This is a genomic window from Streptomyces sp. R302 (assembly GCF_012927245.1).
In the GTDB taxonomy this organism is placed as follows: domain Bacteria; phylum Actinomycetota; class Actinomycetes; order Streptomycetales; family Streptomycetaceae; genus Streptomyces.
The window spans coordinates 157,757-169,852 of the sequence record NZ_JABBGE010000004.1; the positions used below are offsets into that span (position 1 = coordinate 157,757).

Below are 12,096 nucleotides of genomic sequence, written 5' to 3' on the forward strand. Positions count from 1 at the left end.
GCAAGCTCGACCAGCTCAGAACGCAAGGAGGCACGGGTGGCCCTGCTGACCCGTATCAGGACACCGCGCGACCTGGACCGGCTCTCCCCGGAACAGCTGGACCAGCTGGCCGCGGAGGTCCGGACCTTCCTCGTCGACGCCGTCTCCAAGACCGGCGGACACCTCGGCCCCAACCTCGGCGTGGTCGAACTGACCATCGCCCTGCACCGCGTCTTCGACTCCCCGAAGGACAAGGTCCTCTTCGACACCGGCCACCAGAGCTATGTGCACAAGCTGCTCACCGGCCGCCAGGACTTCTCGAAGCTGAAGATGAAGGGCGGCCTCTCCGGCTACCCCTCGCAGGCGGAGTCCGAGCACGACGTCATCGAGAACTCGCACGCCTCGACCGTCCTCGGCTGGGCCGACGGCCTCGCCAAGGCGAACCAGATCCTGAAGAAGGACGACCACGTCGTCGCCGTCATCGGCGACGGCGCGCTCACCGGCGGCATGGCCTGGGAGGCGCTCAACAACATCGCCGCCGCCAAGGACCGCCCGCTCGTCATCGTCGTCAACGACAACGAGCGCTCCTACGCCCCCACCATCGGCGGCCTCGCCAACCACCTGGCCACCCTGCGCACCACCGACGGCTACGAGCGCTTCCTCGCCCGCGGCAAGGACATCCTGGAGCGCACCCCGGTCGTCGGGAAGCCGCTCTACGAGACCCTGCACGGCGCCAAGAAGGGCCTCAAGGACTTCATCGCCCCCCAGGGCATGTTCGAGGACCTGGGCCTGAAGTACGTCGGCCCCATCGACGGCCACGACATCGAGGCCCTGGAGTCCGCGCTCACCCGCGCCAAGCGCTTCGGCGGCCCGGTGATCGTCCACTGCCTGACCGAGAAGGGCCGCGGCTACCAGCCCGCGCTCCAGGACGAGGCCGACCGCTTCCACGCCGTCGGCAAGATCCACCCCGACACCGGCCTGCCCATCGCCTCCTCCGGGGCCGACTGGACCAGCGTCTTCGGCGAGGAGATGGTCGCGCTCGGCAAGGAGCGCGAGGACATCGTCGCGATCACCGCGGCCATGCTCCAGCCCGTCGGCCTCGACAAGTTCGCCAAGGCCTTCCCCGAGCGGGTCTTCGACGTCGGCATCGCCGAGCAGCACGGCGCGGTCTCCGCGGCCGGCCTCGCCACCGGCGGCCTCCACCCGGTCTTCGCCGTCTACGCGACCTTCCTCAACCGCGCCTTCGACCAGGTCCTGATGGACGTGGCCCTGCACAGGTGCGGCGTCACCTTCGTCCTCGACCGGGCCGGCGTCACCGGCACCGACGGCGCCTCCCACAACGGCATGTGGGACATGTCGATCCTGCAGGTCGTGCCCGGTCTGCGGCTCGCCGCCCCGCGCGACGCGGACCAGGTCCGCGCCCAGCTCCGGGAGGCCGTCGAGGTCACCGACGCGCCCACCGTGGTCCGATTCTCCAAGGGCGCGGTCGGCCCCGCCGTCCCCGCCCTGCGGCGCGTCGGCGGCATGGACGTGCTCCGCGAGTCCGGCAGCGGCAAGCCGGACGTCCTCCTGGTCTCCGTGGGCGCCCTGGCGCCCATGTGCCTGGAGATCGCCGACCTCCTCGACCGGCAGGGCATCTCCACCACCGTGGTCGACCCCCGCTGGGTCAAGCCGGTCGACGAGGCCCTCGCGCCGCTCGCCGCCGAGCACCGGGTCGTCGTCACCGTCGAGGACAACAGCCGGGTCGGCGGCGTCGGCTCGGCCGTCGCCCAGGCGCTGCGCGACGCCGGCGTCGACGTACCGCTGCGTGACTTCGGCATCCCGCCGGTCTTCCTCGACCACGCCTCCCGCGGCGAGGTCCTGGCCGAGATCGGCCTCACCGCCCCGGACATCGCGCGCCAGGTCACCGGCCTGGTCTCCCGCCTGGACGGCCGGTACGAGACGCCGCGGCAGGCCGTGGAGCCCGCCCGCGACTGACCTCCCCCTCCGTAGCTCTCCGTAGGCCTCCGGAGGTCATCACTCCGCGTCACCGTTGGGCCGGTCGGCTCACCCTCCCGGGTGCCGACCGGCCCTTTCGCGTGCATCCTGGCTCCACCGCGGGCAGCGTCCCCTCGCCCCCCGTCCGCGGGGCCACGAGACCCGACGTCACGGACGACGCGGAGGTACGACGGTGAGCACGGACCAACGCCCCCCACGGGCCAACTCCGGGATTTTCCGGACGAAGTCGGTCGAACAGTCCATCAGGGACACCGAGGAGCCGGAGCACGGACTCCGGAAATCCCTCTCCGCCTGGGACCTCACGGTCTTCGGCGTCGGCGTCATCATCGGCACCGGCATCTTCGTGCTGACCGGCAAGGTCGCCAAGGAGAACGCCGGCCCGGCCACCGCCCTCGCCTTCGTCGCCGCCGGCATCGTCTGCGCCCTGGCCGCCCTCTGCTACGCGGAGTTCGCCTCCACCGTGCCGGTGGCGGGATCGGCGTACACCTTCGCGTACGCCTCCATCGGCGAGCTGCCGGCCTGGATCATCGGCTGGGACCTGGTCCTGGAGTTCGCGCTCGGCACGGCGGTGGTGGCGGTCGGCTGGTCCGGCTACGTCCGCTCGCTGATGGACAACGTCGGCTGGCACCTACCGGCCTCACTGGAGGGCCCGGACGCGGCGGGCGGCACCTTCGACATCCTCGCCTTCCTGCTCGTCCTGGTCCTCACCGCGATCCTGGTCGCCGGCATGAAGCTCTCCGCCCGGATCACCGCCGTCGTGGTGGCGATCAAGGTCACGGTCGTCATGATCGTGATCGTCGCGGGCCTCTTCTTCGTCGTCGGCGACAACTACAAGCCGTTCATCCCGCCGGCCGTGACCCCGGAGGGCGGCGGCTCCAACTGGGACTCCCCGCTCGTCCAGCTCCTCTTCGGCTACGAGCCCACCAACTTCGGCGTCATGGGCATCTTCACGGCCGCCTCCATCGTCTTCTTCGCCTTCATCGGCTTCGACGTGGTCGCCACCGCCGCCGAGGAGACGAAGGTGCCGCAGCGCGACATGCCCCGCGGCATCCTCGGCTCGCTGCTCATCTGCACCGTGCTGTACGTGGCGGTCGCCCTGGTCGTCACCGGCATGCAGCACTACACCGAGCTGTCCGTGAGCGCCCCGCTCGCCGACGCCTTCAAAGCCGCCGGCCACCCCTTCTACGCGGGCGTGATCAGCTTCGGCGCCGCCGTCGGCCTCACCACGGTCTGCCTCATCCTGCTGCTCGGCCAGACCCGCGTCTTCTTCGCCATGAGCCGCGACGGGCTGCTGCCCCGCTTCTTCTCGGTCACGCACCCGCGCTTCAAGACCCCGTACCGCCCCACCATCCTGCTCGGCGTGATCATTGCGATCGTGGCCGGCTTCACCAGCATCAACGAGCTGGCGACGCTGGTGAACATCGGCACCCTCTTCGCCTTCGTGATGGTCGCCGTCGGCGTCATCATCCTCCGCCGCACCCGCCCCGACCTGCACCGCGCCTTCCGCACCCCGTGGGTGCCGGTCCTGCCGATCGTCTCCATCGCCGCCTCCCTCTGGCTGATGCTCAACCTGCCGGGCGAGACCTGGTTCCGCTTCGCGGTCTGGATGGTCATCGGCATCGTCGTGTACTACGCCTACGGGCGCAGCCACAGCCGGCTCGGCCGGGAGGGCGAGCGGCTCCGTTCCTGAGCGGGGCCAGGGGGGTCCGGGAGCCGAACCCCCGGGCGAGCGGAGGGCGTGCGGGCCGGGCGGATACAGTCGGTGCGAACCGTCCCCACTCGACCCGGAGCGCTGGATTCTCCCATGGTGAACCCATCCCAGGCCCCCGCCGACCCCTCCCTCCTCTCCCCGCGCGCCCCGAGAATGCACGGAGGCTGGCTGGCCCGCGGCGCGGAGGGACGTTTCAGCGTGTACGTCCCCCGGGACGGCGAGGTCCTTCGCTGGACCGAGGGCCCCGGCGGCCGGTTCGACGGCCCGGCCGGGCTGGGCGGCGGCGGTCTGCTGCCGTTCCTGGCGGCCGCGCAGGGCCACGACCGCTATGTGCACCTGGTGGGCTTCCGGGCCACCGACACCGGCGCGGAGGCGGGGGAGCGCCATGTGGAACTGGTGCACAGCGTCCAGTTCCAGACCGGCCGCCCCAACGTGGAGTGGAAGTCCATCGGCCACTCCAACGGCAAGGCCGAGTGGTTCGGCAACCCGGCCCTCGCGGTGGACGGCCAGGGCCGCGCCCACGTCTTCGTCCGCAACCGCGGCGGCGGCGTGAGCGCCCGGGTCCAGAAGGACGCCGGCGGCTGGCACCCGTGGTGGGACCTGAAGGGCGGCCGCACCGACGTCGACCCGGTGGCGGCGGTGAACGGCGCGGGCCTGGTGGAGCTGTACACGGCCACCGACCGCGGGCTGCTGCGCTACGTCCAGAACGAGCCGGGGGCCAGGCCGGTCGCCGAGGTCCCGGTGGCGACCCCGGTGGTCCGGGGCACGCTCGCCGCGGTGACCGGTCCGTCCGGGCACGTGACGGCCTACTACGCGGACGGCCACGGCCGGGTCTGCCTCTGGTCGCCGGGCCGGGGCCTGGTGCCCACGCCGGTCGCCCAGGCGGTCGGCGCCGGTCCGCTGACGGCCACCCCGTGCCTGATCGACGGGTACGAGTGCACGCTCGTCGCCCAGTGCGACCCGGCCGGGGTCACCTCGCTCGGGGCCTTCATGGCGGAGCGCGAGGACATGGGCCTGTACTGGAGCCCCTCGGGCCCGCCGGTCCTCGCCCCGCCGACCCTGACGACCGGCCTCGACGGCGGGGTGGCCCTCGCCGCCCTGACGCCGGACGGGGAAGTGGTGTTCACCCGGCAGACGGCGGACGAGCAGGGCCTCGCCCTGGGCCCCTGGACTCGCTTCTAGAACGGGGTCTTCCGGATCGGCCCGGCACGATCCGGAAGGCACCCGCCGGACGCACCGGTGCCCCGGCCCCTCTCGGGAGGGGACCGGGGCACAGGGTGTGTCCGGGGGAGAACCGTGCGGGTCAGCCGCCGGTCGCGGGGGACTTCTTCGCGTCGGCCGGGATCTCGGCGTCCTCGCGGATCGCCTTCCACAGCCGGGAGGAGTTGGGCTCGTAGGCGACCACGCGGTTGGGGTCGATCGTGTCGTAGGCGACCGGCAGCATGATCGTCTCCATGTTCTGCGGGTCGACGCCGTTGAGGCTGCGGCCGAAGTCGCTGAGCGCGGTGAGCGAGGCCAGCTCGGAGTCGGTGGTGAGCGCCTTGGTCGCCGAGTCGGCGATCTTGTAGGACTTGGCGGGGCTGCCCAGCAGGTCCTGGTTCTTCACCTCGGCGAGCAGGGAGGTGAGGAACTGCTGCTGGAGGGAGATGCGGCCCAGGTCGGAGCCGTCGCCGACGCCGTGGCGGGTGCGGACGAAGGCGAGGGACTGGGTGCCGTCGAGCTTCTGCTTGCCGGCTTCGAGGTGGAGGCCGGACTGCTTGTCGTCGATGGGCTGCTTCACGTCGACGGTGACGCCGCCGATGGTGTCCACGAGGTCCTTGAAGCCGGAGAAGTCGATCTCCATGAAGTGGTCGAGGCGGACGCCGGACATCGACTCCACGGTCTTGGCGACGCAGGCGGAGCCGTACTGCGCGTAGATGGAGTTGAACATGACGCGCTTCTTGGAGGGCACGGTGCCCCCGTCGCGGCCGACGCACTCGGGGCGGGTGACCAGGGTGTCGCGCGGGATGCTGACGGCGACGGCCTCGGTGCGGCCCTCGGGTATGTGCACCACGAGCGTGGTGTCGGCGCGGCCTCCGCCGACCGCGCCGCCGACCAGGTCGCCGTTGTCGCCGGCGCGCGAGTCCGAGCCCAGGACCAGCAGGTTCTGCCCGCTGGTGGGCAGCTTCGCCGGACGGTCGTCGCCGAGCGCCTTGTCGATGTCGACGGCCTTGATGTTGCCGTCGATGCTGCTGTACAGCCAGTACAGCGTGCCGCCCGCGGCGAGGAGCAGGACCAGGAGCGTCAGGAGGACGATCCGGCCGGTCCTGCGGCGCTTGCGGGGAGTGGCGGCGCCACGGCGTCCGCCGACGGCCTCGGGCGTGCGGGTGTCCTGGCTCATCGTCTGGGGGTCCTCGAATCCTGGTCAGGCGTGGAAGCGTGGAGTATAGGCAGAAGATCGGACGGGTGTGCGATGAGGGGTGGCCGCACGGAAGAGGCCCGTTCACATCTCAGCTGCATAACAGCTGGTCGAATAAGCCTTCTATAAGTTGTCTCAGGCGTGGCTCGGATGTGAAGATCCGGTGCGAGCGAACTTGGTGTGGCTTGCATCGAGAGAAACGTTCTTCCGGACCTGCCGAGGTCCGGAGACTTCGGGGGGCCGGAGTTCAGCGTTGAGTCCGGACTGAATCAGATCCGGTACACGCGTGTGGTTCCGGGCGCATGCTTCCGCATGCGTTGGGTGTGGAAATGGTGGGCTGAACACGGTGGCGAACTCTCGCAACCCCGAGTCCAGTGCGCTCGTCTCCGCGTACCGCAGCCTCGTGCCCGCCCGCGCCCGCCGGCGCATCGTCTCCGGCATCCCGCAGCCCGTGCGCCAGTCGGTGGCCCGCACCCTGGCCGGCGTCGACTCCGCCCGCTCCGCCGTCGTGGCCCGTGCCATCGGCGGACGCCGCAGCGGCACGGAGACCGAGCGCGGCACCGTCCGGGTGGTCCAGGACGACGGCCGCCACCTGCACGCCCTGGAGGTCCCCGGCATCACCGCCTGGGCCGCCCGCGCCCGCAACCTCCACCTCCTCGTCGGCCTCCTGGAGGACGCCGGCATCGACTACTTCTGCGTCCGGGGCACCGCCCAGGGCGTGCCCGCCGTCGCCGTCCCCGCCCGGCTCCGCGAGGAGACCGAGGACCTCCTCGCGTACGCCTTCGGCCAGGAACCCGGCTACGTCGGCGTCGGCTCCGGCGACCTGCGCCCCGGCGAGAGCGCCGCCACCTGGCGCCGGCTGCGCTCCGCGAAGGTCCTGCGGATCGCCTGGATCGTCTGCGACCCGACCGGCCGGCTCGTCTTCGGCGCCAAGCACGGCTGCGACCTGGAATTCTGGGCCGAGAAGGACGGCGAACTCGTCGCCCCCCGGCCCAACAGGGTGGTCACCGAGACCGCCACCGCCCCGCACACCGTCGAGGCACCGCAGTCCCTCTTCAGCCCGGTCCCCTTCCTGTACACCACCGGTCGGGCCCGCACCCTGCCCGAGTTCACCGCCCAGCTGCCCGAGGACCACACCTTCCCGGTGGACGTCGTCTACACCTGGGTGGACGCCGACGACCGGGTCTGGCGCGACTCCAAGGAGAGCACCCGCCGCCTCCTCGGACTCGCGACGCCCGGCGGCCCCGCCCTGCACGAGCAGGCCGCCAACGACGCCCGCTTCACCAGCCGCGACGAACTGCGCTACTCCCTGCGCTCGATCCACCAGTACGCGCCCTGGGTACGCACCGTCCACCTGGTCACGGCCGGCCAGGTGCCCGGCTGGCTCGACCTCGACCACCCCGGCCTGCGGGTCGTCGACCACCGGGAGATCTTCTCCGACCCCTCGGCGCTCCCCACCTTCAACTCGCACGCCATCGAGAGCCAGCTCCACCACATCCGCGACCTGTCGGAGCACTTCCTCTACCTCAACGACGACGTGTTCTTCGGCCGGCCGATCAACCTCGGGCACTTCTTCCACGCCAACGGACTCAGCAAGTTCTTCATGTCCAAGGCGCTCATCCCGACCGGCCGCGCCCTCCCCGACGACCTCCCGGTCAACGCCGCGGGCAAGAACAGCCGAGGCCTCATCGCCCAGCAGTTCGGCACCTTCGTCTCGCAGAAGATGAAGCACACCCCGCACGCGCTGCGCCGCTCCGTCCTCGCCGAGATCGAGCACACCTACCCGCGCGCCCACTTCACCACCCAGCACGCGCGCTTCCGCTCGCCGCAGGACGTGCCCATCGCCTCCTCGCTGCACCACTACTTCGCGTACCACTCCGCCCGCGCCACCGTCGGCGACCTGCGGTACGTCTACATCGACATCGGCGACCGGGGGGCCCAGCAGCGCCTCGACCGGCTGGTCGCCCGACGCGACTTCGACACCTTCTGCATCAACGACACCGTCGTGCCCGAGGACCCCGACGCGCAGGAGCGGATGGTGCGGCGCTTCCTCGACGACTACTTCCCGGTGCCGAGCCCGTACGAGCGCACGGACGCCGTGGGGCTCCCCACCCGCCGACTGACCGAACGAGGACGTGCCGACTGATGGGCTCGATACGAAGGCGCCTGGGCCGGCTGCGCCGGGCCGCCGTGCGCCGCGCCGTGCTGCGCCGCGCACTGGCGCCGCTGCGCGGGCGGCTGCTGCGCGGGGTCTTCCTGCCGCTGCGGGGCAAGCGCTCCGCACGGCTGCTGTACGCGGCGGTGCTCGACGGGCAGACCATGAACCTGCAGGCCGAGCTGCCCGCCTCGGCGCAGCCGGTGGAGGACGCCGTGCTCCTCCTCGGCCGCGGCCGGACGCTTCACGAGTACCCCGCCCGGGTCCACCGCGACCGCTCGGGCCGGTTCCTCGCCGACACCGCCGTGCTGCTCGGCGCCGAGGCGGGGGGAGTCCCGGTGCCGACCGGCGCGACCCGCCTGCGGCTGCGGGTCTCGTCCGGCCGCGCCCGGCGGAGCTATCCGCTGCTGCTGGTCGAGAGCCCGCACACCTACCAGGGCACCACCCGGCCCATGACCGCCTCCCCGATCAGCGGCGACCGCTACCGGTTCGGACGCTCGCTCACCGGCAGCGCGCTGCTGCGCAGGCTGCCCGCGGTGCCCGGGGTCGAGGTGGTGGACGTGCACATCCAGCACGCCCGGATCGACGTCAGTGTGCGGCTCGTCGGCCTGGAGGCCGGGGAGCCGTGGTGCGAGTTCGTCGCCTCCGGGCGCCGGATCCCGGCCGGCCTCGCCGAGACCGAGCCGGGCGTCTGGCGGGCGGAGGTGCCGCTCGCCGAGATGTACCCGGTGTCGGACCGCCGCGAACACTGGGACGTACTGCTGCACACCGGTGAGCGCCGCCCCCACCGGGTGGCGCGGCTGCTGCACGACCTGAGTGATCCCCAGCGGGTGCTGGCGATGCGCCAGGTCGTCGTGGCGCCGCAGAAGGACCGTCTGATGTCGGTGGAGCCCCGGTACACCCCCGCGGGCAACCTCCGGTTCACCTGCCGTCGCGTCGATGAGACGGCCTGAGGAAGCGCACACCGTGAAAGTAACGTTCGTCCTGAATGCCGTCGATGTCCTCGGTGACCCCGAGCGGGCGGTGCTCCACCAGGCCTCCGAACTCGCCCACCGGCACGAGGTCGCCGTCCTCAGCGTCTTCAAGGCCCGTCGCCGCCGCTTCACCCCGTACGACGGTCGCGTCCCGGTCTCCTTCCTCATCGAGGCCGCCGGACCGCGGCAGACAGCCGTCCGCCCCGACGGCCCTGACGCGGCCTTCTCCGCCGAGCTCGCCGCCCGCCCCAGTGAGATCGTCGAGCGTCGCTTCGACGACTCCTTCAACCGGCTCTCCGACATCGAGACCGAGCTCGCCCTACGCGAGCTCGACACCGACGTCCTGGTCACCACCTCGCCCGGGCTGATGGCCCTCGCCGCCCGCTTCGCCCCCGCCGACGTCCTCCTCGTCCATCTGGAGCAGCGCGCCTCCCAGGTCGCCGAGGCCACCGCGAACGAGCCGCTGCTGCGCCACACGGCCGGCTTCGACGCCGTCGTACTGCCCGGCGCCTCCGCGCTGGAGTGGTACCAGGAGACCTTCGGCGCCGCGGCCCCGCGCCTGCAGGTCGTGCCGCCCTCGCTGCCCGAGGGCTTCCGGCCACGCTCCACCCTGCAGACCCGGATCGTCACCCTCGCCGCCCGCCTGGAGGAGAACTCCGGCGTGGGCACGGCCCTCTCCGCCTGGGCACGGGTCGCCCCCTTCCACCCCACCTGGACCCTGCGGATCCTCGGCGACGGCCCGCTCGGCGGCACCCTGCGCCGCCGCCGCGACCAGCTCGGCCTGCACGGCAGCGTCCAGCTCGTCGGCGAGGCCACCCACCCCTCCGAGGAGTGGGCCAAGGCGTCCATCGCCCTCAACACCGCCGCCACCGACGCCGTCGGCTACTCCCTCATGGAGGCCCAGTCCGCCGGCGTCCCGGTCCTCGCCCACGACTGCCCCGGCGTCGTGCGCGAGCTGATCGCCGACGGCCGCACGGGCCTGCTCGTCCCCCCCGACGACACCGAGCTCCTCGCCGAGCGGCTGATGCGCCTCATGGACGACGAGCCGCTGCGCCTCGGCCTCGGCGCCGAGGCCGCCGGGCACGCGGGACGCTTCGCCTCCGCCGACGCCACCGCTGGCTGGGAAGAACTGCTCGCCGGCCTCGCCGCCGACCGTGCCGCCGGCCGCCGGGCCCGGGACCGCGCCGCCCGGGCGGCGGCCCAGGCCCTCATCGGCGGGAACGACGGAGCCGTCCGGGCGGCCGCCCCTGCTCCCCAGGGCACCGCACGCACCCGCGCCTTCAAGGACGCCGAGGAGCGGCTGCTCAAGCGCGACCGCACCCTCGTCCGCGACGGCGGCCAGGTCTGCCGGGTCATCGACTCCGAGTCGCCCTTCGACATCGCGTACAGCAACCTGGTGATGGTCGCCGAAGCGCTGGACGCCGCGGCGGTCCCGTACTTCCTGGTCCGCGACACCAAGATCCGGCACAGCATCGCCGTCCACGCCGACTACCGGGGTCAGGTGCTCAAGGCCCTCGCCGACCGGTACCAGGACGGCGCCGTCTACGTCGGCCTGCTGAACGACGCCGACACCACCATGGTGACCACCCTGGCCGGGCTGGCCGGCGGGCACCTGGACACCGAGTGCTCCGGTGTCCGCGTCTACACCCCCGCCGTCTCCGCCACCGGTACCCTCCGGCTCGGCGCCACCTACGGCTGCCTCGTCTCGTTCTGGTACAACGACGAGGAGGCGCCGGAATTCTTCCTCTCGCCGCGCCGGACCCTCATCGGCCAGCGGGTGCCCCGGAACGCGATGCGCCGCCGGCCCCTCGTCCTCGGCGGCCGCCAGTACCCCACCATCGAGCCCTACACCCACGTCCTCCACCACGACGTGCCCTTCCCCGTCGATGCCGTCTACACCTGGGTGGACGGTTCCGACGTGAACTGGCTGGAGCGCAAGAACGCGGTCCTCGCCTCCCTCGGCATCGTCACCGAGGACGCCGCCACCAGCGCCGCCCGGTTCCGCAACCGGGACGAGCTCCGTTACTCGCTGCGCTCCCTCGACATGTACGCCCCATGGATCCGGAACATCTACCTGGTCACCGACCAGCAGGTGCCACCGTGGCTGGACACCTCGCACCCCCGGGTCCGGGTGGTCGACCACACCGAGATCTTCGCCGGACAGGGCGCCCTGCCCACGTACAACTCGCACGCCATCGAGAGCCGGCTGCACCACATCGAGGGCCTCTCCGAGCACTTCCTCTACTTCAACGACGACGTGTTCGCGGCCCGCCCGATCCAGCCCTCGCTGTTCTTCCTCGGCAACGGTGCCTCCAAGCACTTCATGTCCTCCAACGCCATCCCCATGGGACCGGCCCTGGAGGGCGACGAGTTCAGCCGCATCGCCGCGAAGAACAACCGCGAACTGATCGCCGGCATGTTCGGTCAGACCCTGGTGAACTCCTTCATCCACGCCCCCCACCCGCTGCGCCGCAGCGTGATGGCGGACCTGGAGACCCACTTCCCCGAGGCGCTCGCCCGCACCGCCCACAACCAGCTGCGCAGCCACACGGACGTCTCCGTCGCCTCCTCGCTCCATCACTACTTCGGCTATCACACGGGCCGCAGCGTGCCGGGCCGGATCTCCTCGGGCTTCGTCAACGTGGGCCTCAGCGAACAGGTCAAGAAGCTCAACGGACTGCTCGCATCCCGCCCCAACGACGTGTTCTGCCTCAACGACTTCCATGACGGGGACGTCTCGGAGGACGAGCAGGACGCCACGCTGGCCGCGTTCCTTCCGAGCTATTTCCCCATCGCCAGCCAGTTCGAGGCCGGTTCGCCGCGGAACGCTCGCTTCCACGCTGGCCAGCTGCTCGCCTGGCCCTTCTGAACCGGAAGACCG

General features: G+C 71.8%; 7 protein-coding genes. 6 read left to right on the plus strand and 1 reads right to left on the minus strand.

The window, feature by feature from the left end; genetic code table 11:
• Window positions 1-36 precede the first annotated feature (36 nt).
• The 3 genes from dxs (at window position 37) to HHL19_RS13725 (ending at window position 4,870) form a co-directional block, all read left to right on the plus strand.
• Window positions 37-1,956: a 1-deoxy-D-xylulose-5-phosphate synthase gene (dxs, locus tag HHL19_RS13715; protein ID WP_169089204.1), complete on the plus strand. Its 1,920-nt coding sequence runs from the start codon at window positions 37-39 to the stop codon at window positions 1,954-1,956.
• Between the two features lie 193 nt (window positions 1,957-2,149).
• A complete protein-coding gene (locus HHL19_RS13720; protein ID WP_169089206.1) occupies window positions 2,150-3,667 on the plus strand; it encodes an amino acid permease in 1,518 nt (505 codons plus the stop codon).
• A 114-nt stretch (window positions 3,668-3,781) separates the two neighbouring features.
• Window positions 3,782-4,870, plus strand: coding sequence for a hypothetical protein (locus HHL19_RS13725; protein ID WP_169089208.1), 1,089 nt, complete (start codon window positions 3,782-3,784; stop codon window positions 4,868-4,870).
• Between the two features lie 121 nt (window positions 4,871-4,991).
• Here the strand turns inward: HHL19_RS13725 and HHL19_RS13730 are convergent, their stop codons facing one another.
• The gene (locus tag HHL19_RS13730; RefSeq protein ID WP_169089210.1) at window positions 4,992-6,068 is read right to left on the minus strand and encodes an LCP family protein; all 1,077 of its coding nucleotides are present in this window, start codon (window positions 6,066-6,068) and stop codon (window positions 4,992-4,994) included.
• A gap of 364 nt (window positions 6,069-6,432) precedes the next feature.
• On the opposite strand from HHL19_RS13730, the gene HHL19_RS13735 reads away from it, so the two are divergent.
• Genes HHL19_RS13735 through HHL19_RS13745 form a run of 3 tightly spaced genes read left to right on the plus strand, consistent with a single transcriptional unit; the run spans window position 6,433 to window position 12,084 of the window.
• Window positions 6,433-8,232: a stealth family protein gene (locus HHL19_RS13735; protein WP_169089212.1), complete on the plus strand. Its 1,800-nt coding sequence runs from the start codon at window positions 6,433-6,435 to the stop codon at window positions 8,230-8,232.
• Entirely contained in the window at window positions 8,232-9,194 is a 963-nt protein-coding gene (locus HHL19_RS13740; protein ID WP_240981597.1) for a hypothetical protein, read from the plus strand. The genes HHL19_RS13735 and HHL19_RS13740 overlap by 1 nt, the downstream gene beginning before the upstream one ends.
• Window positions 9,195-9,207: 13 nt before the next feature.
• Complete coding sequence (locus tag HHL19_RS13745) at window positions 9,208-12,084, plus strand: stealth conserved region 3 domain-containing protein (protein WP_169089214.1); 2,877 nt, start codon at window positions 9,208-9,210, stop codon at window positions 12,082-12,084.
• Window positions 12,085-12,096 lie beyond the last annotated feature (12 nt).

Bases quoted from the DNA above. Each gene is read 5' to 3' on its own strand.
- HHL19_RS13740 (WP_240981597.1), top strand. From the start codon at position 8,232: ATGGGCTCGATACGAAGGCGCCTGGGCCGGCTGCGCCGGGCCGCCGTG.
- HHL19_RS13730 (WP_169089210.1), bottom strand. From the start codon at position 6,068: ATGAGCCAGGACACCCGCACGCCCGAGGCCGTCGGCGGACGCCGTGGC.
- HHL19_RS13725 (WP_169089208.1), top strand. From the start codon at position 3,782: ATGGTGAACCCATCCCAGGCCCCCGCCGACCCCTCCCTCCTCTCCCCG.